The organism is Indioceanicola profundi (genome assembly GCF_003568845.1).
Classification (GTDB): Bacteria; Pseudomonadota; Alphaproteobacteria; order Azospirillales; family Azospirillaceae; genus Indioceanicola; species Indioceanicola profundi.
Genome location: NZ_CP030126.1, coordinates 564411 through 589531, shown reverse-complemented (window position 1 = coordinate 589531; position 25121 = coordinate 564411). Strand labels below are relative to the sequence as shown.

The window sequence follows — 25121 nt, the reverse complement described above, 5'->3', positions numbered from 1 at the left end:
GAGGCGGAGGGGTCCCATGGCAGGACTGGCGGTACCGAGATGCGGCTGAAATCCTTCCACGCACCCACCATGGCGGAAGCCATGCGCCTCGTCCGCGAGGTGCTGGGCGATGACGCCATCATCGTCGCCACGCGCGAGGAGGACGGCGTCGGGGTTCGCGTCACCGCGGCGGTCGAAGAGGAGGATGGGAACCTGCCCGCCCCCTCCCCCGCCCCGGTGCTGCGCTTCGGCGCCCCGCTGGAGCCCCAAGGGCCTGATGTCCTCGACCGCGTCTCCGAAGTGCTGCTGCATCACGGCGCGCCGGCCGCGGTGAACCAGCAGATAATGGACGCCGTTTCCGATCTCGACGTCCGCGATCCGCTCGCGGCCCTGGCCGCCGGGCTTGATCAGGTCTTCGGCTTCCAGCCGTTGCCCGACGGACGTTACCCGCGTGCCTTGATGCTGGTCGGGCCGCCCGGGTCGGGCAAGACGCTGACGATTGCGAAGCTCTGCACCCGCGCCTTCCGCAATGGCCGCCCGGTGGGCGTGGTCTCCACCGACACGGTGCGGGCCGGCGGGATCGACCAGCTATCCGCCTATACGCGCCTGCTGAAGCTGCGCCTCATCACGGCGGAGGACCCGGTGGCCCTGGCCGATGCGCTGGAAGTCCAGAAAGGGGCGGAGCAGGTGCTGGTGGACAGCGCCGGGCGCAATCCCTACGACGAGGCCGACATGCGAGAGCTGCGCGACTTCCTGGTCGCCGCGGACATAGAGCCGGTGCTGGTCCTGCCGGCCGGTCTGGATGCGCAGGAGGCTGGCGAGATGGCCCGCGCCTTCCGTCAGGTCGGCGTGCGCCGGCTGCTGCCGACGCGGCTCGACATGGCGCGCCGGCTGGGCAGCCTGCTGGCCGCGGCCTACGAGGCGGAGATGTCCTTCGCCGACGCCTCCGCGACCCCCAAGGTGATCGACGGTCTGGGGGCGCTGACCCCCACCACACTTGCACGATTCATGATGCCGGAAGAAGCGGCAGCCGCGCAGCGGCGCATCAAGCAGACGGGAACCCACGCATGACCATGGTTGCCTCCACGAATGTGACGCCGCTGCGCCGCCAGAACGTGCTCGCCGTTGCCAGCGGAAAGGGCGGGGTCGGCAAGACCTTCTTCTCCATCACCCTGTCCCACGCGCTGGCAAGCCTGGGCCGCCGGACCCTGCTGTTCGACGGCGACCTCGGCCTGGCGAACGTGGACATCCAGCTCGGCCTGATGCCGAAGCGCGACATCGGCCAGGTGGTGGACGGGCTCTACACAATGGAAGGGGCGACCACGCGCTTCCCGGAAGGCGGGTTCGACATCCTGGCCGGACGCTCCGGCTCCGGAAATCTCGCCAATCTGGCCCCGCCGCGGCTCGGGCAGCTCCGCAACGATCTCATGGACATGGCGCGGGTCTATGACTGGGTCGTGATCGACCTTGGCGCTGGCGTGGACCGCACGGTGCGCGCCTTCTCCGGCCCTGCCGGGGCCACGCTGGTGGTCACGACGGATGAGCCGACCAGCATTACCGACGCCTACGCCTTCCTGAAGCTGGCATGGCAGAGCAATCCGGGCGCGGACCTGCGGATCGTCGTCAACATGGCGCAGACACGCGCCGAAGGTGAAAAGACGTATGAGACCCTGTTGGCCGCCTGCCGTCGGTTCCTGAAGAAGGAACCGCCGCTGGCCGGGATCGTGCGCCGGGATTTGAAGGTGCGGGACGCCATCAAGACCCAGACCCCGCTTCTGCTCCGCTCCCCCAGTGCGGATGCGGCACAGGATGTGGAAGCCATCGCCCAGCGCATCATCCAGGGCCAATAGGCCGTAGCGGGAGCGCGCCAGCCGTGAACGCCTCCCCCGTTCCGACGCAAGCCGGCGCGCCTGCCCTGCCGGGCAGTGCGCCGCCGGCCGGCTTCATCCCGCTCGCCACGGTCCAGGTCCAGGCCGTGCCGGCAAAGCTGGCCGGCCTCTCCCGGCCTGTCGCCATCGGCGGGCAGGTGGTGGCGCAGAAGGACGGCACGGCCACGATCCGCACCGCCGCCGGTGACATCCAGGTCCGCACCTCGACCACGCTGCCGCAGGACACCCCGCTCGTCCTACAGATCGCACCCGGCCAGGGATCGGCAAGCCCAGGCAGCGCCGTGGCCCTGGTTCCAGCATCCAGCGCCGGCCCGCAGCCAGCCGGCGGGAAGCAACCGCAACAACCAGCTCCCGAGCCGGCTGCAGAGACGCCGGACCAGCTCCCTGCTCCTCCATTGAAGCCTGGCGGTAGCGTGCAGGGCACCGTCATCTCCGCCCCCCGCCCCGGTGGGGCGGAGCCGCCGCAAAGTCCCGCACCGGTTCAACCGCCCGATGCGCCGCTGACAGAACCCGCTCCGCCAAAAGCGCCGACAGGCCAGCCCGCCGGTCCGGTTGTCGGCGGCACCATCTCCACCCCACCCGGCCAGCCCAGCGCACCGGTGGTCACCATGCCGTTGCCTGCCGGCCCGACGCCGCCTTCGGGAAGCGCACCGGCTCCCATCCAGCAGCCGTCAACCCCGGTTCCACCGCCGCGAGTTCCAGACGGCGGCGCGCCAGGGTTGGCCATTCCGCCATCCCTGCCAGCACCGGAACACATACATTCGCATCCACCCGCTGCCGGACCGTCCACGCCGGCCGCGCCGGTGATCCGGCAGCCGGTCGGGACGCCTGTTCCGGATGCGGCGGCAACCGTTCCTGCCGCTCAGCCGCCAGTTTCGCCCCCGCTGCCGCTTCCGGTCCGCGGTTCCATGGTACCGGCTGTTCCCGCGCAGGAACCGGCATCCTCCCTTCCTGCCAGTCCGCCCGTAGCCGAGCCCGAGCCGATATCCGCCCAGCCTGGAACCGGTCCGGCACGGGGAAGTAGCGCCGCCCTACCCTCCAGCCCGGAAACCGCCGCGCCCGCTCTGCCCTTCGCCAAGCGGCCGGCTTCAACGCCCCAGATCGATGCCCAGCCCACGCCGGCACCGGGTGTGGATGGCATGGAGGTTCCCTTTCCCTCCGGATCGCTGGCCACGCCAACCGTGCGAACGTTCCCCTATGCTCGCCGCCCGGTCCTGCAGGCGTTTCCGACAACGCTGCCCGAACGGCCCCAGATGACGTCGGCACAAACACCGGCGGCGGCGGAACCATCTCTGCCAACCCCTGGGGTTCCGGCAGCCGTCCCTCGGCCCGCAACTCCGATCGGACCGGCTCCCGTCCCGCAAGTCCCTGCGGTCCAGGTGATCGGAACGACAGGAGCCACGCCGCCGGCGAAGCCTGGATCAACCCCACCGGTTACCCAATCCACGCCCCAACCGGCAACGATCCAGGCCCGTCCTGCTGTCCTGCCAATTCCGGAATTGATCCCGGCCAACGCGGACACGGTTGCCCAGCCCCAAGCCGCTCCAGCCCCGGCCCGGAGCGCTCCTGCCCTGCCGGCCCTGGCGCCGGACGCATCGGCGTTCCTCCCGGATGCGCTGGCGCATGCGCCTGAAAGCGCGCAGGGAAAACCGACCGTGCCCCAGGCGCCGGTCTTGCTGGTGCCGGGCCAGCAGCTCCGGCTTCGGATCGTCTCCATTGAGGGGGAAGCGCAGCCGGTGCCGTCCCAGGCTGCGACGGCCGGAACTGTAACCGGCATGAGACCGCCGCCCATGGCAACCGCGTACCCGGCTCCTCCGGCCCCGCCGGGTCCGGTCCTGATCGGGACGCTGATGGGCAGCACGGCAGGCGGGCTGCCGGTCATCTCCACGCCTCAGGGCACCTTGGTGCTTCAGGCCGCAACCAGCCTGCCGCCCGGCACCATCGTCCATCTGGCGGTGGAAGCGGATTCGGAGGAAGTCGTCCGCAGCATGCTGCCGGCCATCGACCCGCTGCAAGGACGGGGCTGGCCGGCGCTGAAGGATGTCATGGCCCTGATCGCCGCCAGCGACCCTGCCCTGGCCCGGACCCTTGCCCATGCCGTGATCCCGCAACCGAACCGGCGGCTTACAACGAACCTGCTGTTCTTCCTGACGGCTTTGCGCGGCGGGGATGCCGCCGGCTGGCTCGGCGGTGCTGCCATGGACGTGCTGGACCAGTCCGGCCGACGTGACTTGTTCCAACGGCTGACGGAAGATTTCCAGTCCATCGCCCGGCAGTCGGCAGAGCCGCTGGCCGATGGCTGGCGAAGCTGGGCCGTGCCGTTCGGCGATCCGGCCCGGCTGGAGCGGCTGCAATTCGCAGTGCGCGCCGCCAGCGAGGAGGAAAATGAAGGCGGGCGTGCCGCCGGCGACCGGTCCAAGCGGTTCCTGATCGATCTGACCCTGTCCCGCTTCGGCCCTGTCCAGATGGAGGGCATGGTGCGGCCCGCCCGGCTGGACCTGATGATCCGGACCATGGAGCGGCTGCCGGGCGGCCTGGGCGCGGAGATCGGGGAGATGTTCCGCTCCAGCCTGGAGGCGGTCGGCTTCACCGGAGTGATCGCCTTCCAGACCGGCGCCCATGCCTGGGTGAAGCTGCGCCCGGCCAGGCGCTCCGCCGCCAATGCCTGAAGGTGATTCCGCCGCACAGCGGCTATCCGCGGCAGGCTGGCGCGGGTCCTGTGCCGCTGGCATAGTCGATCGGGTTTGAACCGGGAGCAATGCCATGCAGGATGCCGTGGAGATCGCGACGGCCCTTCCGTCCGGCGGCGAGCATGCGCTGCGCCGGGAGCTGAATGACGAGCTGCATGCGCGCCCTCATCTGCGGGTGCCGATTCCGTCCCGCGTCACCCACATGGCCCTGCTGTCCGGTGAGGATCAGGCCGACCGCGCGCATATCGAGACGCTGTGCACCCGCTTCGGCCTGCTGCCCCCCGCGCCCACGGACCGGCAGGTGGTGCTGCATATCGACGGCCGCATCTTGAAATGGGAGCGGCACACCGAATTCACCTCCGTCACCGTGGTCCAGCCGAATCCGCCGGACGGCCAGGGCTGGTCTGCCCTCAGCCTCGGCCTCGCCGACTGGGTGCGCGGCCTTCCGGGAGAGCGGCTGGTGGCCGTCCACCTGCGTTTGGAGCCGGATCAGCTGCCGCAGCATGATGCAGCAAGCCTTTCCCACCTCTTCACCGGCGAAGTGCAGGGATCGCTGGTTCATGGCGGCGACGCCCTGGTCTGGACTGATTTCCAGATCGGCACGGACGGGCATACCCGCCTGCTGGTCCGCGCCGTCAACCTGTCGATCAACCGGGCCGGTCGGCTGATCCAGCGGCTGCTGGAGCTGGAAACCTACCGCATGATGGCCCTGCTGGGCCTACCGCTGGCGCGGGAAAGTTCCGGCATCCTGTCCGGCCTGGAACGGCGGCTGGGCGAGATCGTCGAGCGCACCGCCGCCGCCGACAAGGCCGGGGTGGAGGATGAGCACCGGCTTCTGGACGCGCTGACCCAGTTGGCGGCAGAGGCGGAGGCGCTGGCCTCCCGCACCCGCTACCGCTTCGGCGCCACCAAGGCCTATGCCCATCTGGTGGAGCGGCGGCTGTCCGACATGCGGGAGGACCGCATTCCCGGCCTGCAACGGCTTGGCACATTCCTGGAGCGGCGCTTCGGTCCCGCCGTCCAGACCTGCATGGCCGTGGCGCGCCGGCAGGAGGAGCTGTCGGAGGGGATCAGCCGCGCCAGCGGCCTGCTGCGCACGCGGGTGGACGTGCATCTGGCTGCCCAGAACGCCGACCTTCTGCGCTCCATGGCGGCTCGGACGGAGGCGCAGTTGCGCATCCAGGAGACGGTGGAGGGTCTCTCGGTCTTCGCCATTTCCTACTACTTCATCGGACTGATGAAGTACCTGCTGGACGGGCTGCCGGTGCTGGGATATGGCGGCGGGAAGCAGATCCTGACATCCATCGCCGTGCCGGTGGTGATCGCCGCGGTCTGGCTGGGCGTGCGCCGCCTGCGGCGGGTCCTGCACGCGGCCGAGTAGAAGCCTAGCGCTCCCCCGTCCGCTCCGGGGCCGCCGGCGCGGCATCCATGTCGAAATACTGCTCCTCGAATTCGCCGATCATCTCCTTCGCCTCGGCCAGCAGGGCGCGGATGACGCGGCGGTCGGGTTCGGTGCACAGGGTCTCGCTCACAGCCTTGCCCAGCATGGAGGAGGCCTGGGCCAGCAGCTTCACGGCCAGTCTTTGTTCGAGATTCATGCCCTTCGCCTCGGCCTGGGATCGGTCCACGAGGTCTAGCGCATCCGCGCCCTGACCTCCAGCCTCGCAGATGTTCATGGAACGTTCTTCGCATTCGGCTGTTGCCCCAGCCCGTAGCAACGGAGTTGAGCATGACCGACCAGAAGAACCCCAAGAGCGCCGACGTGACCGGCCAGCCCAGCAACCGGCAGAAAGACCCTGAGGATTGGGTCACCGGCGATGAGCCCATGACCGGCGCCCAGGCCAGCTACCTGAAGACCCTGTCCGAAGAGGCGGGCGAGGAGTTCAACGCGGAGCTGAGCAAGGCGGAAGCGTCGGAGCGGATCGACGCCCTCCAGTCCAAGACCGGCCGCGGCCAGGGCAGCGGCGGCAGCCACCACCAGGATGGCGGCAAGCGCGAGGGCTGAGCCGGCTCAGGCGGCGGCCACTCAGGCCGCGGCAAGGACCCGGGCGAACAGCCCCGGGTCCACATTGCCGCCGGACAGCACCACGGCGATGGTTCGCCCCTTCGTCTCCAGCTTGCCGGTCAGCACAGCCGCAAGCGCGACCGCCCCGCCCGGCTCCACCACCAGCTTCAGATGCTGGAAGGCGAAGCGCATGGCGGCGAACGCCTCCTCATCCGTGACGGAGAAGCCCGGCCCAAGCTCACGCTGGGCAATGGCGAAGGTGATGTCGCCGGGCGTCGGGGCCATCAGCGCGTCGCAGGCGGAGCCGCTGGCGCTGGCGTTGCGCTGCTTCTGCCCGGTTTCCAGAGAACGGGCGAAATCGTCGAAGCCGGCCGGCTCCACCGTGTGGGCCTTCGCATGGGGGAAGATCCGGTGCAGGCCCAGCGCCATGCCGTTGGCGAGCCCGCCGCCGGAGCACGGGGCCAGGGCCTCCTCCACCGCCAGCCCCATGCCCAGCGCCTGATCCCCGATCTCCAGCCCGACGGTGCCCTGGCCGGCGATGATGTAGGGATCGTCGAAGGGCGGCACGATGATGGCGCCGCGCTCCTGCGCGATGCGGCCGCCGATCTCCTCCCGGCTTTCGCGTACGCGGTCGTACAGCACCACCTCCGCCCCCAGGGCGCGGGTGTTGGCGATCTTCAGGGCCGGCGCGTCGGCCGGCATGACGATGGTGGCCGGAAGGCCCAGCAGACCCGCCGCGGCGGCGACGCCTTGCGCATGGTTTCCCGACGACCAGGCCACGACGCCCTGGGGCCGGTTCTCCTTCGGGATGCGGGAAAGGCGGTTGTAGGCGCCGCGGAACTTGAAGCTGCCGGTGCGCTGGAGAACCTCCGGCTTCACCAGGATGGTGCCGCCGGTCAGCCGGTCCAGCTCCGCATTGCGCAGCAGCGGCGTCCGCACCGCCCACCCTTCCAGCACCCGCGCCGCATCCTCGACATCAGCGCCCGTGGGCAGCGCCATTCTGCCGGCAGCTTTCATACCCGTAACCATCGCCGCACCTCGCATCCTTTCCGTCCGGCCTTGTGCCCCACCAAGCAGGCCGATGCAAGGTGCTCACTCATGGCGCAGGGCATGGATCGGCTTCTGGCGAGCAACATGGGCCGCATGACCGGCAACCGTCACCTAGGCAATAAGCATGGCGGCAATGCCGACAGCCAGGAAGAAGAGGGGATTGAGGTCGATCCGGTTCACGAAGCCGGAAAGCCAATCCTCCAGCCCCAGCCACGCGATCGGCCACGCGATCAGGCAAGCCGCCGCCACCGGCCGGCTGAACTGCCAGACCAGAAGCCTGACAATATCAGCGGTGCGGGCCCCCATCACCTTGCGTATCCCGATCTCCCGGCTGCGCCGCTCGGTGGTGAACGCCGCCAGACCGAACAGGCCGAGGCAGCCGATTCCAACCGTCAGAACCGCAAATGCTCCGAGCACGATTCCTTGCCGCAACTCCGCCCGATGGATGCGCTCGATCCGTTCGTCCAGGAACTCGCGGTTAACGGGCAAGTCGGTAAACAGCTCCCGCCAGACCGCGTCGATCAAGCCATGCACCTCGGGCGCTGCCCCGCCCCTTACCCGGACAGCCAGGGTGGATATGCCCTGCTTCTGGACGGTAAAGATCGTGGGCGCGTGGGGCTGGCGCGCGGAATAGAACTGCAGGTCGGGAATGACGCCGATCACCGTCAGCGTGATGTTCTGCCCCTCTTCCGGCACCAGGACGGTGCCGCCCAGCGCCGCCTCCGGCGATCTCCAGCCCAACAGTCGGACCGCCGATTCCGACAAAATGACATTGGCCGCGTCTTTCTGCGGCCCCTTGGAATCGACCAGTATGTCGGCTGACCGCCCCTCCTCGAACCCGCGCCCGGCGACAAGCGGAATGCCCAATGTTTGAAGATAGGTCGTATCGACCGCCTCCATCCTGAGGCTGAGCTCGGCCGATCCATTCGGATGGCGCACTATGATGGAGGAGTCGGACCCGTCGCCTGGAACCTACCGCACAGCAGCGGCGCTGACGACGCCCGGCAGCTCCGTCACGCGATCCCGGAAGACCTGCCAGCCCCCTGCAACCGCGGGATTGTTCAATCCGCGCCACAGGACCACGTTCTCGCGGTCAAAACCCAACTGTGCGGAACCGGCGTGGCGGGTCTGGGCTAGGATCACCAGGGATGCGGTCGACAATCCGATCGCCACGGCGAACTGCCCGACGACGAGCGCCGTCCGCAGACGTCCCGACCCTTGGGGGGCCGAACCGCCGCGCATGGTGTCAGCCGGATTGTGGCGGGTGAGGAGGAAAGCTGGATAGATCCCGGAGAGGATTCCGATCACAAGCACCAGACCTGCCAGCGTCAAGAGCTGCGACAACGGGCTGGCGAAATCCTCTTCCAACCTGATGTTGAGCGCGTCGGTCAGCAGCGGCAGCAGAAGTTCGGCCAGCGCCATGGCCACGACGCCGGCCAACGCCGTCAGCAGCACCGCCTCCCCCATGAAACGCAGGACAAGACCCCCGCGGGAAGCGCCCAGTGTCTTGCGGAGCGCCACTTCCCTCGCGCGCAGCGTGGCCCGGGCGGTGGACAAGTTCACGAAGTTGATGCCGGCGACGATCAGGATCAGGCCTGCTACAGCGGCGAACGCCGCCAGTGTCCTGCGTCCGGAATAATCCAGGCCTGGGAAAGGTCCCAGGTGGAAATCGGCCAATGGCTGCATATGCAGCGTGAAGGTGGAACTCGCCTTGCCCGGCGGTTCGTAGTTCGGAACGTGGCGCTGGAGCATATCGCCTAGCTCCGCTTCCACCGCGTTGGCCGACTCGCCAGGATGCAAGCGGACAAAGACGTTCAGCCAATTATTGAACCAGAGCGTCCGTGGCTTCTCGAATTCCGGGAACGGCGTCGCGAGGGACACGACCATATCGAACTGGATGCTGCTGTTCGTCGGAGGGTCGGCGACGACTCCGGTAACTCTGAAGCTTTCGCCGCGAGCAATGGACAGGCTTTGCCCCACCGGGTCCGCATCGCCGAAATACTTACGGGCCATCTTTTCTGTAAGCACCAGCCCATATGGCTCGGCAAGGGCGGTCACCGGATCGCCCTTCAGGAACGGCAAGTCGAAAATCTGGAAGAAGCCCGGACTGGCAATGTGCATGATTTCCCGGATCGGCTCGCCTTCATGCTGCAAGACCACGGGGAACCAACTGATCAAGGCCAGATGTTCGAACTCCGGGCGCTCCCGCTGTAGCAACTCGCCGACAGGGTACGACACCGGTCCGACGGGCCGGGGCTGCTGGCCGGAACGATGCTCGATCCGAGTGATCCGATAGATGCGGTCGCCATCCGCATACATACTGTCATAGGACAGCTCGTGACGCACATAGGTCCCGATCAGCAGTGCCGCGGCAAGTCCGACGGCGAGGCCCATTATGTTGATTGTTGTGTAGAGCCTGTGCCGGATCAGTCCCCGCAAGCACACCGTCAACCAGTCGCGCAGCACTGTTCACCCTCTCCTTCCAAGCTGGCGCCGCCTATGGCGCAATGCCGATCAGGAAAATCACTCATACCGTAAAGCGGTGACCGGTCTGCGCCGCGCCACCCGCGCCGCGTGGCCGGCCACGGTGGCCCAGGCGATCACCAGGGCGCCGGCTCCCGCCGCCAGGAACGGGCCGGGGCCGAGGTCGATGCGGATGGCGAAGCCGTTCAGCCAGTGCTCCATCGCAATCCATGCAACCGGCCAGGCGATCAGGTTCGCCAGCAGCACCGGACGGGAGAACTGCCAGACCAGCAGGCGGACGATGTCGCGCGTGCGGGCGCCCAACACCTTGCGCACACCGATCTCCTTCGTCCGCCGCTCCGCCGTGAAGGCGGCAAGGCCGAAGAGGCCAAGACAGGCGATTACGATGGTAAGGCCGGCAAAGGCCGCCAGTACGGTTGCCTGCCGCGCCTCCGCTGCATAAAGCCTGCGGACGCGCTCATCCAGGAAGTCGCGGCGCACCGGCACGTTCGGAACGACGTCCCGCCACATTGCATCGATGGCGGCCAACGTGTCCGGCCCCGTGCTGGCCGCGAGCCGGATGGCCAATACGTCCAGCTGCGTGCGATCCACCATGAAGACCGTGGGCACCAGCGCGTCCCGCGCGGAGGAGAATTGGATATCCTCCACAACGCCGACGATGGTGACGATATGGTGCCGCTCCACCCCGTCGGTCACGGTGCTTCCATAGATCATAGGCCGCCCCAGTGCCTCTTCCGGCGTGGCGACGCCCAGCACCGGCAGAATCCCGGCAGTGACCACCGCGGTGCCATCGAAGCGGCCATTGGTCTGCCCTGACTCCTGGAACAGGTCCACCGGCCGGGCGCGGTCGAAGATGCGGCCGGCCAGCAGCCGTGCGCCCAGCGCCTCCAGATAACCGAAATCCACCGGCTCGTTGCGCAAGGTGACCGCCCTCTCCTCACCCGGGAAGCGGAAGGTGGTGGTCCGCTCGGAGGGGTCCGCCGGCGCCCAGGAGGTGAGGCCGGCGGTCACCACGCCCGGCAGACGGCCGATCCGCTCTATCAGCGCTTCGCGTTGCGGACGTACCTCATCCAGGTCCAGGCCCCTGAGCAGCACCAGATTCTCCTGATCGAAGCCGAGGCGCTGGCTGCTGGCGTAGCGGGTCTGCGTCAGGATGACGGTGGTGCCAATCACCAGCGCGATGGCGATGCCGAACTGCACCACGACCAGCACGGTGCGGAGCTTTCCACCGCCCGGCGCGGTGCCGCCCCCCTTCAGCGCGGACGCGGGAGCGAAGGCGGAGAGGATGAAGGCCGGATACAGCCCCGCCGCCACACCGAGGAGCACCAGAAACGGCAAGGCGTAGGTCAGCAGCTCCAATGATTCCGCCGGCCCTGCAAGGGCTGGTAGTTCCAGTCCTTGAAGAACCAGGGGCAGGCTGAGCTCCACCAGCGCCAGGGCGACCAGCCCGGCGAACAACGACAGCATCACCGATTCCCCCAGGAACTGGGCGATGATGCTGGCGCGGCGAGCGCCCAGCGTCTTGCGGACGGCAACCTCGCGGGCGCGCAGGCTGGCACGCGCGGTCGTAAGGTTCACGAAATTGATGCCCGCCACTAGCAGGATCAGCCCCCCAACCGCGATCAGCGCATGGATGACCGTGGTCGGCGTTCCTGGCTCACCGCCCTGCGGATTGGTGTTGATCTCCGCCAAGGGTTGGAAGGAAAGCGTGAAGCTGTAGCCCAGTCCGGGCGTGTCGGGCCGCTGATAATCAGGGGTTTCCGCCAGCACATCCTCCATGCGGGCCTGCATGGCCGCGAGGTCGGCGCCGGGACGGAGCAGCAGGTAGGTGGTGAGCCAGTGGTTGGACCATCCATCAACCCTTTCCCGATACCACTGGTCGGCGCTGTCGCTGAAGCTGCTGTCCAAGTGGGTGATGATGCCCGCATCGAACCGCGTATTCACGGGCGGGTCGGCTATCACGCCGGTAATGCGCCAACTGCGCCCGGTGGTCAGCGTCAGCGTGCGGCCGACAGGGTCCACATCACCGAAATATTTGCGCGCCTTGGATTGGGTCAGCACGGCGCTGTCCCGCTCTGCCAACGCCAGGGACGCATCCCCGTGCAGAAAGACCGCGTCGATCAGTTGGAAATAGCCGGGATCGGTCCGGAATACCCGTTCCCGGAACACGCCTCCATCGGTCTGGATGATAGCGCCGAAGCGGGCCACCCGCACCATCATCTCCACTTCGGGATATGCATCGGCCAGAGTCGGGCCGACCGGCATGGCGGTGGTGCCGCTGGTCTGGGGAGCGCGCTCTGCGATGAATTCCGTCCGGTTCACCCGGACGATCCGGTCCGCGTTCGCATGAAACCCATCGAAACTGGTTTCATGCCGGACCAGCACGGCGATCAGCAGGCAGGCAGCAAGCCCTACCGCCAGGCCAAGTATGTTCACCGCCGCATAAAGACGATGACGCGCCAGATTGCGCAGGGTCACTGTAATCCAATTCCTAAGCATCCCGCCCCTCCTCACACGACCCTTGCGCACGCAGGGGCGGCCCGTTCCGGCCGCCCCCTTTGCCCGGCTTACTCGTACCGCAACGCCGTGACCGGCTTGGACCGCGCGACCTTGGCGGCATGCAGGCCAACCGTGGCCCAGGCGATGGCCAGAGCCGCCGCTCCCGCCAGCAGGAAGGGCAGCGGGTTCAGGTCGATGCGGTAGGTGAAGCTCTCCAGCCAGCGGGACATGCCGTACCAGGCCAGCGGCCATGCAATCAGGTTCGCCACCAGCACCGGCTTGGAGAACTGCCAGACCAGCAGCCGCACGATGTCGGTCACGCTGGCGCCGAGCACCTTGCGGAGCCCGATCTCCTTGGTCCGCCGCTCCGCCGTGAAGCTGGCCAGCCCGAAGAGGCCGAGGCAAGCGATCACGATGGCGAGGCCGGAGAAGGCGGCGAACAGGGTGCCGGTCTGCTGCTCCCGCTCATAGAGGGCCTGAAGCTGGTCGTCCAGGAAGGCCCGCTGCACCGGCACCGACGGGTTGGCATTGCGCCAAGCCGTGTCGATCGCCTCCAGCGCGCCCCGCACATCGTCGCCGCGCACCCGGATCACGGCATCGCTGCTGTATCCGTTGTCGGTGATGAAGAAGCCAGGCGCGATGGGATCGTGGATGGAGCGGAAGTGGAAATCCTCCACCACGCCGATGATGGTCAGGTCGAGCGAACTGACCTCGCTGTCGCCCGCCGTGAAAGTCTGGCCGATGGCCGCTTCCGGCGACGCGTAGCCGAGGCGGCGCACGGCGGACTCGTTGATCAGCGCCGCACCCGGCTGGGAGAAAGGCTGGGTTCCCTCGGGCGTGGGTTCGCCGCGGAGCTGCCAGTCCGGCCGCTGGATCACATCCGTGCCGCGGGACTTGTCGAAGTCGCGGCCGGCAATGATCCGCATGCCCATGGTGGAAACGAATTCCGGCCCGACCGTGTCGTTGCGAATGACGATCTGCTCCGTCGGGTCGCCGCCCGGCAGGCGGATGTTGGTATTGCTCTCATCCATCTCGCCGGGAATGATGTTGGTGGCGGCCGCGCCGACGATGCGCGGGTCCTGGCGCAGCGTTTCCAGAAGACCGTTCAGATTGTCCCGCACGCCGGGACGGCCGGTTCCGCTCAGGACAACCAGATTGTCCCGCTGGAAACCGAGGTTCTTGTTCTGGGCAAAGAGGAGCTGCCCATAGACCACGGCAGTGGCGACCATCAACCCGATGGAGATGGAGAACTGCACCACCACCAGGATCATGCGCAGCCGGCCGCTACCCCCGCCCACTCCGCTGGAAGCGCCCTTCAGCACCTTGGCCGGGTTAAAGCCGGACAGGAAGAAGGCCGGATATGCGCCGCCCGCGATGCCGACGAAGAAGGCCAGACCGAGCAGGATCGCCAGCAGAGCCGGATCGCTGTAATCGAAGGCGAGATCCTTCTGCAGGAAGGCGCTGTAGGCCGGCAGCGCCAGCTCCACCAGCGCCAGCGACAGCAGCAGCCCGATCAGGGTCAGCAGCACGGATTCGCCGATGAACTGCGCCACGATCTGGGTGCGGCTGGCCCCCACCACCTTGCGCACGCTGACTTCCCGTGCGCGTTGGGTGGCGCGGGCCGTCGCGAGATTCATGAAGTTGATGCTGGCGATGGCCACGACCAGGAGCGCCACGGCGCTGAAGGTATAGATTTCAGCCTTGCTGGTGCCTGGGCGCATGTCGCCCAGAAGCGGTTCCATATGGACATCGGCCACCGGGCGCAGGCTGGGAATGAATGCATCGCCCAGATTGACGCTGCCGTTCGGGCCGTTCAGCGTGGGGGCGGTCCGCTTCATCCAGGGAAGAAGCCGCTCACGCACATCCTCGATGTCGGCACCCTCGGCCAGCCGCACATAGGTCTTGCAGCAGATCGCCCCCCAGTTCTCCTCCAGCGCGCGCAGATTGCGTGCCGCGACGGAGTTGATGGGCATGACGATGTCGAAGTCGAACTGCGTGTTGGAAGGCAGGTCCTTGAACACACCGGTGACCACCAGCTCATGCTGATTGTCGATGGTGATGGTCTGGCCGAGTGCGGACCGCTCCCCGAAATATTTCCGCGCCATACGCTCGCTGAGCACGATGCCGGTCGGCTGATCCAGGGAGGTTTCCCGGTCGCCCGCCACGAAGGGGAAGTCGAACATCCGGAACATCGAAGCATCGGCGAGGATCACCAGTTCGAAGAACTGGGTCTCGTCCCGCCGGAGGACGGAGCGCTGCCGCACGATGCGGGTGGTCTCCTCTACCTCCGGGAAGCTCTCCTTCATGGCGCGGGCGAAGGGCAGCATGGTCATGCTGGTCTTTTCCGGCTGCCGGCCGGGAGTGTTGGCCGTGATCGCGACCTGATAGAGCCGCTCATGGCCGGTGAAGAACCGGTCGTAGCTGAGCTCGTTGCGCACGAAGACGAGGATCAGGACGCAGGCTGCAAGCCCTACCGCCAGCCCCACGATGTTGATCGCGGAGTAGAGCCGGTGCTTGACCAGATTGCGCAGGGCGACGGTAACGTAGTTGCGGAACATGGAGGGGTTCCTTCGGGCTTGCAGGGATCGGGCGGCCCGCCGCGGGACGGCGGCGGGCGCCGGATCAGGCCGCGCGCAGGTTCTCGGCCACGACCTGGCCGTCGAACAGGTTGATGATGCGGCGCGCATACTGGGCGTGCGGCATGGAGTGGGTGACCATCACGATGGTGGTCCCCTCCTTGTTGAGGTCGGTCAGCATGTTCATGACCTCATCGCCATTGGCGCTGTCCAGGTTGCCGGTCGGCTCGTCGGCCAGCAGCATCTTCGGCCGGCTGACCACGGCGCGGGCGATGGCGACGCGCTGCTGCTGACCGCCGGATAGCTGCTGCGGCAGGTGTCCCTCGCGGTGGCTGATCGCTACCTTCTCCAGCGCTTCCTTGACCCGCTGCTTACGCTCCCGCGCCGGGATGTCGTGGTAGAGCAGCGCCAGCTCGACGTTCTCGAACACAGTGAGTTCGTCGATCAGGTTGAAGCTCTGGAAGATGAAGCCGATGTTCTTCTTGCGGATATCGGCCAGCTTGCGCTCGCCGTACTTCGAGACTTCCTCGCCCGCGAACCAGTATTCGCCCGAACTCGGGCTGTCGAGCATGCCGATGATGTTCAGCAGGGAGGACTTGCCGCAGCCAGACGGCCCCATGATGGCGACGAACTCGCCCGGATGGACATGGATGTTGGCCTGGTTGAGGGCGGTCGTCTCGACCTCCTCGGTGCGGTAGACCTTGGTGAGGTTCACAAGCTTCAGCATCGTGTTTCTTCCTTCTGATCGGCCGGATCGCAATCCAGCGGTGTCCGTGGTCGGTTCGGTTCAGTTGAACTGGATGCGGTCCATGCGGACCATGTCTCCATAGGCCGAGGTGATGACCCGCTCGCCGGGAGCCAGCCCCTCCTCCACCTCGATCACCTGGGTGTTGCGGCGGCCCACCTTGATGTTGCGCTTGGTGGCGAATTCACCGGACGGGTCCACCACGAAAATCCAGGAGCCGCCGGTATCCTGATAAAAGCCGCCGTTCGGGATCAGCAGCGCGGTGGAGGTGGCCCCCAGCCGCAAGCGCATCTGCAGCGTCTGGCCCGGCCGGATGCCGGCCGGCTTCTCGTCTCCGAATTCCAGGTCCACCCGGAACTGGCCGTCCCGCACCTGCGGGTAGATCTTTGCCACGGTCAGCCTGTAGCTGCCGGAACCGATGGCGGCCTCGGCCGACTGCCCGACCTCGAGGCGCGAGAGGTAGAACTCGTCCACCTGGGCGACGACCTTGAAGCCGTCGGTGCGGTCGATGCGGCCGATCTGCTCCCCGCGGGTCTTGTTCTGGCCGATCTCGGCGTCCAGCACGGTCAGGATGCCATCCACCGGCGCACGGACCGTGAGATTGTCCAGCGAGCGGCGCATGATCTCAAGCTGCTGCTCCAGGCTGGCCGTGGACTTGGCGAGCTGGTCATACTGCTCGGCCCGCATGCGGTCGGTGGTGCTCACCGTCTCCAGCAGGACGGCACGGCGGTTCTTGTAATAATCAAGCTCGTCGCGGGTGTCCTGGTACTCCCGTTCGGATACGGCAGAGGTCTTCACCAGGGTGGAGCGGCGCTCCAGCTCCCTGCCCAGCCGGACGATCTCGTACTCGACCTGCACCAGCGCCGTCTTGTTGGACAGGCGGGTGCTCTCCAGCGAGATTTCCAGGGATCGGAGCTGGTTCTGCTGCTCCACCACCTGCACCTCGTTGCCCAGCACCTGGAGCTGGAGCTGGGTGTTGGAGAACTCAACCAGCGGCTGGCCGGCCTTGACCGGCTGGCCCGGCTCCACCAGACGGCGCTCGACCCGGCCACCTTCGCTGGCGTCCAGGAAAATGCTGGTCAGCGGCTCCACAGCGCCGCGGACGGGGATGAAGTCCTCGAACTGGCCTTCCTGCACGGCCGCGACCGACAGCCGCTCCTGCGCCATGCGGATGGTCTGCCCGCCTCCCATGCCGGACGCCGCGTAATAGCCGCCGCCCGCCAGAAGCAGCGCCACCGCGGCAGCACCGATCCAGCGCTTGTGCTTGGTCCAGCCGGCCTTCTCGATCTTCCGATCCATTCCCATCGTTGCTTTTCCTTCCGTCCGGACCAGCGTCAAGCGAGGCGGTTGAGCCATGGCACGATCACCGCGAACACGGCCCCCGCGAGCCAGAAATCGGGATTCACGGAAGCGATTCCGTCATCCAACCGCTCCCACAGGGTGCGGCGCTGTGCTCTGTCCGGGTGCGCTTCAGGGGCAGTGTTCATGGTCGTCCTCATGGGTCCCGCACACAGGTCCGGGCAATCCGCCCGTTGTCGCGAGTTTCATGGCAATCCACGTGCCAGAACTGGAAGTGACGGAATTCTTGAGGTTGCGGGCCGAGCGTCACTGTCCGGAAATGAACGCTGTCCGCAATCGGACACTTACCTGCATGTCCGATTGCGGACACCTGCAAGGGGACAAAAAAAGAGGCGCCATGGTCAAGCCATGGCGCCCCAGGATTTCCTGGGCAGTCGGGAACGGCTACTCGTAGCGCAAGGCCTGGACCGGCGGGCGGGCGGCCACACGGGCGGCATGGCCGGCCACCGTGATCCATCCGATCAGCAGCGCGCCGCCGCCGGCCAGGATGAAGGGCAGCGGCGTCACGTCGATACGGTAGGCGAACCCGCCCAGCCACTCCGCCACAAGGAACCACGTCACCGGCCAAGCGATGAGGTTCGCGATCAGAACCGGGCGGGAGAAGCGCCAGGCCAGCAGCCGCACGATGTCCAGCACCGTCGCCCCGAGGACCTTGCGGACACCGATCTCCTTGGTCCGCCGTTCCGCCTCGAACGCAGCGAGGGCGAACAGACCCAGACAGGCGATGGCGACGGTCAGCGCGGCGAAGCCGCCCAGCACTCCGGCGATCCGCTTCTCCCGCTCATACATGCGCTCGATATACTCGTCCAGGAAGCTGCGGGCGACGGGGATATCCGGCGCGAAGCGGCTCCAGACGACATCCACCTGCGTCAGAACCCTATCCAGGTCGGCTCCCGGCGCCAGCCGCAAGGTCAGGAAGTTGTAGCGGTACACCGGGTCGCCGCCGACGAAGACCGTGGGGCGGATCGCGTTGCGGGCATTGCGCGGGCGGAAATCCTCCACCACCCCGATGACCCGCAGCCGTGACGTCACCGGCGTGTCATCACTGAAGTCGAGGATCTGTCCTAGCGCCTCTTCCGGAGAAGCGAAGCCGAGGTTGCGTGCGGCCGTGGCGTTCAGGACAGTGCTGAAGACCTGCGGTCCTTCCACCCCGTCGGGGAACCGCATCTCGTCCTCAGCCCGGGCCCGATCGAAGCCGCGGCCGGCAAGCATGCGGACACCCAGAACGTCCAGGAAGCCATGCTCGACCCGGTAGACCTCGGGGTTCATTCGTTCGCCGTCCGGCGTGCCGGGCAAATAGACCTCCCGCCCCTGCGCTCCCGCCCCTCCGGGCACCATCCAGGAGGCGGCTGCCCCCGTGACGCCGGGAATGCGCAGCAGTTCGTCCTTCAGCGGTTCCAACTGGAGCCGCACCTGCTCATGCCGGATGCCGCTGAGGATCAGACGGTTCTCCTTGTCGAAGCCGAGTTCGGCGGTGGTGGCGTAGCGGGTCTGCTGCACGACGATCAGCGTGGCCGCGGCCAGCCCGACGGCGCAGGCGAACTGCACGATCACCAGGGCGGCGCGCAGCCGTCCCGCCCCGCCGACACCGCCTTTCCCCGCCCGCAGCACCGCCGCCGGCCGGATACCGGAGAGATAAAGGGCGGGATAGGCGCCTCCCACCACGCCCACGCCCAGCGTCAGCAGGATGGCGCCGGTGAGCAGTAGCGGGTCCGTCCAGGGGCTGAAATAAAGCCTGATGCCGATAAGGCTGGCGAAGGGCTCCGCCATCAGTTCGGTCAGGACCAGGGCGAGGAGCAATCCGCCGGCTGCTACCAGGATGGACTCGCCCAGGAACTGGACGATCAACTGACGCCGTTTCGCCCCCACCGTCTTGCGCAGCCCGACCTCGCGGGTCCGCAGACTGGCGCGAGCGGTCGCCAGATTCGTATAGTTGATCGCCGCAATGCCGAGGAGCAACACGGCCACGCCGGCGGTGGCATAGACCGTTGCCGCATTGGCTGGAGGCTGGTTCATGCTCGTCCAGCGCCCGGAATGCAGATAGAGATCCGACAGCGGCTCCAGGCCGAGGCGGATTTCGCCCTGGTCCTCCCGTACCTCGCCGGGCACAAGCGGCGGGATGACCTCATCCAGGCGACGTTCCAGTTCCGCTCCCGATACGCCCGGCGACGCCAGGATATAGACCGGCCCGTTGCTGTTGATCCATTGCGGCGGGCCGATCAGGGGCGAACTGGTGGACATCAGCGCCTCGAACCAGACCTGGCTTGGACCGCGCGGCTCCGCGATCACCGCGGTCACGCGCAGCACGGCGCCGGTCTGGGCGGTCAGCATGCGCCCGACCGCCTCCCTACTTCCGAAGAACTTGCGCGCCGCCGCCTCCGAAAGGACCAGACTGTCCGGCGTGGCCAGCGCGCTCCGCGGATCGCCCGCGATGAACTCGAAATCGAAGATCCGCAGGAATTCCGGGTCCACGATGCCAACGCTCTGCGAAAGCGGCGGCCCGCCTTCCGAGAGGATCAGATTGCCATTTTCCACCCGGCTCACCGCCTCGATCCCTAGCGATGCACCGACGCCGCGGATCATGTCGGCCATGGGCTGGGACGCCAGATGGTGACGGATACCGTCCGACTGGCTCTCGTCCCGCGGGTCCTGCGCCAGTCGGTAGATACGGTCGGCCTGGGTGAAGTGGCGCTCGTACGAGGTTTCGTGGCGGACATAGATCAGGATCAACAGGGCCGCCGCCAGACCGACCGCCAATCCGAACAGATTGATCGCCGCATAGAGCCTGTGCCGGGCCAGCGTGCGGAGCGCCATCAATGCATAGTGCCGGATCATTGAGCCCCTCTCCCCTGGGTGCGCCGCGACCGTATATCGGCGCGGGTCCGTGGGGAGGCATGTAGCAAGACGCGCGCCAAGCTGGCCTGCCCCTTGCTTCAGCCGGTTGCAGAGCTTTTCTGATGCACCTTTTCGGTGCCGCCTGTACGTTTACGGACAGTTGTGTCCGGAACCGGACAGAGCACCCAACCTGGATTGCCGCCCATGTCTGAAGCCGGACGCGTCCTGATCGTCGATGATGATGAGGATATCCTCGTCGCCGCACGCCTGCTGCTGAAGCGCCAGGGCATCCAGTGCCACACGGAATCGCGGCCCGACCGCATCCCGCAATTGCTGAAGGACGGGCAGTTCGATGCCGTCCTGCTGGACATGAATTTCGCCATCGGCGCCAATACGGGGCGCGAAGGCTTCCAATGGCTGAAGCGGATCGTGGAGATCGATCCGACGCTGTCCGTGGTGCTGATCACCGCCTATGGCGATGTCGGCACGGCGGTGGAGGCGATGAAGCAGGGGGCGGCCGACTTCGTGCTGAAGCCCTGGCAGAACGAGCGGCTGGTGGCCACCCTCTCCTCCGCCCTCAAGCTCACCGCATCGAAGCGGGAGGCGCAGACGGCGGATGCCCGCGCGAAGGAACTGGCAACCGCGGCGGACGGAACCGGGCAGGCCATCGTCGGCACCGCCCCCGCCATGCTGCGCGTTTTCCAGCTCATCGACCGGGCTGCCCCCACTCAGGCAAATGTGCTGATCCTTGGCGAGAACGGCACCGGCAAGGAGGTGATCGCGCGAGAAATCCACCGGCGCTCCAGCCGCGCGGACAGGATTTTCCTCTCCGTCGACCTCGGCGCGGTGACGGAGACACTGTTCGAGAGCGAGCTGTTCGGCCACAGGAAGGGCGCCTTCACCGACGCCAAGGAGGACCGGGTCGGCCGTCTGGTGGCCGCCAATGGCGGCACCCTGTTCCTGGACGAGATCGGGAACCTGCCGCTCTACCTCCAGGCAAAGCTGCTGACGGTGCTGGAGCGGCGGGAGGTGGTGCCGGTGGGCGGAACCCGGCCGATGCCCATCGATGTCCGCCTGATCAGCGCCACCAACATGCCGCCGGAGCAGTTGGGGCGAGAGGATGTGTTCCGCCAGGATCTGCTGTACCGCATCAACACGGTGGAGCTGACCCTGCCACCCCTGCGCGACCGGCCGGAGGACATCCCGACGCTGCTGGAGCATTTCATCGGTCTCTATGCCCGCAAGTACAACATGCCGCGCAAGCGGGTCTCGGCCGACGCTCTGGCCCGGCTGATGTCCTATCGCTGGCCGGGCAATGTGCGCGCCCTGCGCCATGCGGTGGAGCGGGCGATGATCCTGTCCGCCGGCGATGTGCTGGAGGCGGAGGATTTCTCCCTCCCCTCCACTGCCGGACAGCCGGCCGCTGCGACCGTGGCACACTCCCCGGCCATCGTGGCGACCGATGCCGACAGCCCGGCTGGCGGGCTGCATCTGGACACCTTCGACCTGGAGGCGGTAGAGCGGGAGGTGATCCGACGGGCGCTGGAGAAACACCAGGGCAATATCAGCCACACCGCGCACGAGTTGGGAATCACCCGCACTTCGCTGTACCGCCGGATGGAAAAGCATGGGCTCTAGGATCGGCTCCCGGCGGTTCGAGCTGAACGTCACCGTCCGGGTGGCGCTTCTGGCCTTCTCTTCCATGCTGCTGGGCGTGCTGCTGGTAGCGACGGAGTACCGCGCCACATCGCTGCTGGTGGGCATCGCCATCCTGGTCCAGATCGGCGGATTGCTGCGCAAGGTGACGATGACGAATCGGGAGTTGTCCCGCTTCCTGACCGCCATTGCCCATTCGGATTTCTCCCAGACCTTCGGCATGCGGGGCATGGGCTCCGCTTTCGATGAGCTGGGCGCCAGTTTCACTACGGTGCTGGAACGCTTCAAGGCCACCCGCGCCGATACCGAACGCCAGGCCGAATATCTGAACGCCCTGCTGGAGCATGTGCCGGTGGCCCTTGCCGCGGTCTTCCCCAGTGGACGGGTTGAGCTGCTGAACAATGCCGCCCGCCGCCTTCTGGGGCCGGAGGATCTGAACCGCCGTCTGGCGGACGGAAGCAAGACGGTGGCCGACTCGCTGCGCGAGTTGAAAGCCGGAAGCCGCGCCCTGCTGCGCGTCGCGGGCGGGGTCGGCGGCGGGCCGCTGCAGATGACGGTGGCGGCCACACAGCTCACCCTGGCCGGGGAACCGCGGCTGCTGGTCTCCCTTCAGAACATCGGCGCGGACCTGGAAGCGACGGAGGTGCGCGCTTGGCAGGAGCTGGTTCGGGTCCTGACCCATGAGATGATGAATTCCCTCACCCCCGTCTCCTCCCTCACCCGCACAGCCAAGGCGGTCATGGAGGATCTGACGGAGAAGGTGGCCGACCGCCCCGATCTGGCGGAGGAGATGGGAGACGCCGTCCAGGCCATCGACACCGTGGCCCGCCGCAGCGACGGGCTGCTGCGCTTCGTCGAACGCTATCGCCAGTTCACCCAGGTGCCGAAGCCGGCGCTGGAGCGGATCAAGGTGCGGGAAGTGCTGGACCGCATGCGCCGCCTGATGGCCCCCGCGCTGGCGGAAAAGCGCATCCGGTTCGAAACGCTGGTGCTTCCGCCGGCGCTGGAAATGGCGGTGGACCCCGATCTGTTGGACCAAGTCCTGATCAATCTGTTGAAGAACGCGGTGGAAGCGTTGGCCGGGCAGGAGGATGCCTGCGTACGCATGAATGCCTTCCTGGACGAGGGCGGGCGCGTAGCCCTTCAGGTCATCGATAACGGCCCCGGCATCCCGCCGGAGGTGGCGGACAAGATTTTCGTCCCCTTCTTCACCACCAAGCGCGAGGGGTCCGGCGTCGGCCTCTCCCTGGCCCGCCAGATCATGCTGGCCCATGGCGGCAGCATCGCCGTGGCGCGGGCGGAGGAAGGCGGGACGGTCTTCACCCTGCGCTTCTAGGCGAATCGCGATGCTGTGCGATGGGCGGTTTTGAAAGATGGGAAGGAATCCGGCTTTGCCGGCCTACTGACAGAAATAAGAGTCGGCTACGCTGTGCGTGTCTGATCTACGTAGCCCGAGCGCGTTCCCAGGCTTTCGCCAGTTCCACGAAACCTGCCACCTCCACCTCCTCCGCCCGGGCGGTGGGCAGGATGCCGACGCTTTCCAGCAGGGGTTCAGGCTCCCCCAACGTGCCGCGCAGGCTGGAGCGGAGCATCTTGCGGCGCTGGTTGAAGGCGGCGGCGACCAGCGTTTCCATGGTGCGGAAGGCCGGATCGTCGGCGAGGCGCGCGCGCGGGGCGATGCGAACGACGGCGCTGTCGATCTTCGGCGGTGGAGTGAAGGCGCGGGCGGGCAGCACCATCATGGTCCGGCAATCCGCCAGCCACTGGCACATCACTGCCAGCCGCCCATAATCGGAGCTGCGCGGGCGGGCCACGATCCGGTCGACCACCTCTTTCTGGAACATCAAGGCGAGGAACCGGTACTCCCCGATCCGCTTCAGCCAGTTGAACAGCATCGGCGTGCCCACATTGTAGGGCAGGTTGGCGATGATGGCCCGCGGGGCAGGCACCAGCTCCACCGGGTCCACCTCCAGCGCATCGGCCTCGACGAGGCGAAAACGCCCGCCGGATGCCTCCACCACATCCGCCAGGGCCGCGGCGAAGCGCGTATCGCGCTCGATAGCGGTGACCGTAACTGCATCGGACTCGACCAGCGGGCGGGTCAGGCCGCCGGGACCGGGCCCGACCTCCACCACATGCACGCCCTCGAGGTCTCCGGCCTCGCGCACGATGCGGCGGGTGAGGTTGAGGTCGAGCAGGAAATGCTGGCCGAAGGATTTGCGGGCGGCAAGATCGTGCTGCGAGATCACATCCCGCAGCGGCGGCAGGTGGGACAGGTCGGTGGTCATTGAACTTAGCTTGTGGCGGCGCGGCGGGCGGCGATCCGGGCCGCCGACTTGGCCGCCGCGATCAGGCTGGAGGGGCTGGCGGTACCGGTCCCCGCGATGCCCAGCGCCGTGCCATGGTCCGGCGAGGTCCGCACGAAGGGCAGGCCCAGCGTGATGTTCACGCCGGTGTCGAAATCCAGCGTCTTCAGCGGGATCAGCCCCTGATCGTGATACATGCAGATGACGGCGTCATACCGTTCCCGCGCGGCGGCATGGAACAGGGTGTCGGCCGGCAGTGGGCCGGTGACCTCCAGCCCATCCTGCTGGAGTTCCGCCACGGCGGGCGCGATCACCTCGATCTCCTCCCGTCCCATGCTGCCCCCCTCCCCCGCGTGGGGATTCAGGGCGGCCACTGCGAGGCGGGGCCGATCGATGCCGAAATCCCGGCGGAGCGCCGCCGCGACCACATGCGAAACCTGCACGATGCCGTCCCTGGTCAGCACGTCCGGCACCTGTCGCAGGGACACATGGATCGTGGCAAGTGCCACCCGCAGGCCGCCGCCTTCCAGCAGCATCACAGTCCGGTCCTCCGCCTGACCGGCGAGGTGGGCGAGATATTCGGTATGGCCTGGCCAGCGGAACCCGGCGGCGTAGAGCGCGCTTTTCTGGATCGGGTTGGTCACAACGGCTGCGGCGGCCCCGGACCGCGCAAGCTCAACGGCCCGGTCGATGCTGGCGATGACGGACCCGCCATTGGCCGGGTCCGGCCTGCCCGGCGTTACCGCGGCCGCGAGATGCACCGGCACGACCGGCAGCGCCTCCGGAAAGCGGCGCGCCGCCTCCGTCGGGTCGGCCACTTCGGCGATGCGCACCTGCCAGCCCAGGCGGGCCGCCAGATCGGTCAGCCGCCTCGGATCATCCAGCAGCACGAAGGGCGGGACCTGCCGCTCCTTGCGCAGACGCCAAGCGGCCAGCGCGATTTCACCGCCGATGCCGGCCGGATCGCCCATGGTGAGGGCGAGCGGCGGCAGGTCCGGCGCGAGTGGAGAGGAGATGCTGCCGCCCGACATGGTGGCTCCTTCCCCGC

The 25121-nt window shown here is 67.4% G+C and carries 21 protein-coding genes; 7 read left to right on the top strand and 14 right to left on the bottom strand.

The window, feature by feature from the left end:
* The first annotated feature begins 39 nt into the window (after positions 1-39).
* Both DOL89_RS02830 and DOL89_RS02825 read left to right on the top strand, forming a co-directional pair.
* Entirely contained in the window at positions 40-1050 is a 1011-nt protein-coding gene (locus DOL89_RS02830) for a flagellar biosynthesis protein FlhF (protein WP_119677781.1), read from the top strand.
* The gene (locus tag DOL89_RS02825) at positions 1047-1829 is read left to right on the top strand and encodes a MinD/ParA family protein (protein ID WP_119677780.1); all 783 of its coding nucleotides are present in this window, start codon (positions 1047-1049) and stop codon (positions 1827-1829) included. The genes DOL89_RS02830 and DOL89_RS02825 overlap by 4 nt, the downstream gene beginning before the upstream one ends.
* On the opposite strand, the gene DOL89_RS24725 is transcribed toward DOL89_RS02825, so the two are convergent.
* Positions 1813-2094, bottom strand: coding sequence for a hypothetical protein (locus DOL89_RS24725; RefSeq protein WP_162937293.1), 282 nt, complete (start codon positions 2092-2094; stop codon positions 1813-1815). The two genes, DOL89_RS02825 and DOL89_RS24725, sit on opposite strands and share 17 nt — an antisense overlap.
* Before the next feature lie 255 nt (positions 2095-2349).
* Positions 2350-2595, bottom strand: a complete 246-nt coding sequence (locus tag DOL89_RS24720; RefSeq protein WP_162937292.1) for a hypothetical protein — start codon at positions 2593-2595, stop codon at positions 2350-2352.
* Between the two features lie 1063 nt (positions 2596-3658).
* Here DOL89_RS24720 and DOL89_RS02815 point away from each other — a divergent pair.
* Positions 3659-4537: a hypothetical protein gene (locus DOL89_RS02815; protein ID WP_162937291.1), complete on the top strand. Its 879-nt coding sequence runs from the start codon at positions 3659-3661 to the stop codon at positions 4535-4537.
* A gap of 94 nt (positions 4538-4631) precedes the next feature.
* Entirely contained in the window at positions 4632-5939 is a 1308-nt protein-coding gene (locus tag DOL89_RS02810; RefSeq protein WP_119677777.1) for a DUF3422 family protein, read from the top strand.
* A gap of 4 nt (positions 5940-5943) precedes the next feature.
* On the opposite strand, the gene DOL89_RS02805 is transcribed toward DOL89_RS02810, so the two are convergent.
* Complete coding sequence (locus DOL89_RS02805) at positions 5944-6234, bottom strand: hypothetical protein (RefSeq protein WP_119677776.1); 291 nt, start codon at positions 6232-6234, stop codon at positions 5944-5946.
* A 53-nt stretch (positions 6235-6287) separates the two neighbouring features.
* Here DOL89_RS02805 and DOL89_RS02800 point away from each other — a divergent pair, with 53 nt between their 5' ends.
* A complete protein-coding gene (locus DOL89_RS02800) occupies positions 6288-6563 on the top strand; it encodes a DUF3072 domain-containing protein (protein ID WP_119677775.1) in 276 nt (91 codons plus the stop codon).
* A gap of 21 nt (positions 6564-6584) precedes the next feature.
* On the opposite strand, the gene DOL89_RS02795 is transcribed toward DOL89_RS02800, so the two are convergent.
* The 9 genes from DOL89_RS02795 to DOL89_RS02760 all read right to left on the bottom strand — a co-directional run bounded on the left by DOL89_RS02795 (position 6585) and on the right by DOL89_RS02760 (position 20111).
* On the bottom strand, positions 6585-7562 hold the full coding sequence (locus DOL89_RS02795; protein ID WP_119680198.1) for a threonine ammonia-lyase: 978 nt from the start codon (positions 7560-7562) through the stop codon (positions 6585-6587).
* Between the two features lie 162 nt (positions 7563-7724).
* Positions 7725-8513, bottom strand: a complete 789-nt coding sequence (locus DOL89_RS02790; RefSeq protein ID WP_119677774.1) for an FtsX-like permease family protein — start codon at positions 8511-8513, stop codon at positions 7725-7727.
* Between the two features lie 72 nt (positions 8514-8585).
* The gene (locus DOL89_RS02785) at positions 8586-10079 is read right to left on the bottom strand and encodes an ABC transporter permease (protein ID WP_162937290.1); all 1494 of its coding nucleotides are present in this window, start codon (positions 10077-10079) and stop codon (positions 8586-8588) included.
* A gap of 57 nt (positions 10080-10136) precedes the next feature.
* Positions 10137-12596 carry an ABC transporter permease gene (locus DOL89_RS02780; RefSeq protein WP_119677772.1) on the bottom strand — a complete coding sequence of 820 codons (2460 nt, stop codon included), beginning with the start codon at positions 12594-12596 and terminating at the stop codon, positions 10137-10139.
* A gap of 68 nt (positions 12597-12664) precedes the next feature.
* Entirely contained in the window at positions 12665-15154 is a 2490-nt protein-coding gene (locus DOL89_RS02775) for an ABC transporter permease (protein WP_162937289.1), read from the bottom strand.
* Between the two features lie 64 nt (positions 15155-15218).
* Positions 15219-15899 (bottom strand): ABC transporter ATP-binding protein, encoded by a 681-nt coding sequence (locus tag DOL89_RS02770; protein WP_119677770.1) that lies wholly within the window; start codon positions 15897-15899, stop codon positions 15219-15221.
* Between the two features lie 60 nt (positions 15900-15959).
* Positions 15960-17222, bottom strand: coding sequence for an efflux RND transporter periplasmic adaptor subunit (locus tag DOL89_RS02765; protein WP_162937288.1), 1263 nt, complete (start codon positions 17220-17222; stop codon positions 15960-15962).
* A gap of 29 nt (positions 17223-17251) precedes the next feature.
* Positions 17252-17404: a hypothetical protein gene (locus tag DOL89_RS24715; RefSeq protein ID WP_162937287.1), complete on the bottom strand. Its 153-nt coding sequence runs from the start codon at positions 17402-17404 to the stop codon at positions 17252-17254.
* Between the two features lie 256 nt (positions 17405-17660).
* Entirely contained in the window at positions 17661-20111 is a 2451-nt protein-coding gene (locus DOL89_RS02760; protein ID WP_119677768.1) for an ABC transporter permease, read from the bottom strand.
* A gap of 204 nt (positions 20112-20315) precedes the next feature.
* Here DOL89_RS02760 and DOL89_RS02755 point away from each other — a divergent pair, with 204 nt between their 5' ends.
* Positions 20316-21749, top strand: a complete 1434-nt coding sequence (locus DOL89_RS02755; protein ID WP_119677767.1) for a sigma-54-dependent transcriptional regulator — start codon at positions 20316-20318, stop codon at positions 21747-21749.
* Positions 21739-23103: a sensor histidine kinase gene (locus tag DOL89_RS02750; RefSeq protein ID WP_119677766.1), complete on the top strand. Its 1365-nt coding sequence runs from the start codon at positions 21739-21741 to the stop codon at positions 23101-23103. Before DOL89_RS02755 ends, DOL89_RS02750 begins: the two co-directional genes overlap by 11 nt.
* A gap of 106 nt (positions 23104-23209) precedes the next feature.
* Here DOL89_RS02750 and rsmA read toward each other — a convergent pair whose 3' ends face one another.
* Both rsmA and pdxA read right to left on the bottom strand, forming a co-directional pair.
* On the bottom strand, positions 23210-24055 hold the full coding sequence (gene rsmA / locus DOL89_RS02745) for a 16S rRNA (adenine(1518)-N(6)/adenine(1519)-N(6))-dimethyltransferase RsmA (protein WP_119677765.1): 846 nt from the start codon (positions 24053-24055) through the stop codon (positions 23210-23212).
* Positions 24056-24060: 5 nt separating this feature from the next.
* Positions 24061-25104 carry a 4-hydroxythreonine-4-phosphate dehydrogenase PdxA gene (gene pdxA / locus DOL89_RS02740; protein WP_119677764.1) on the bottom strand — a complete coding sequence of 348 codons (1044 nt, stop codon included), beginning with the start codon at positions 25102-25104 and terminating at the stop codon, positions 24061-24063.
* Between the last annotated feature and the right edge of the window lie 17 nt (positions 25105-25121).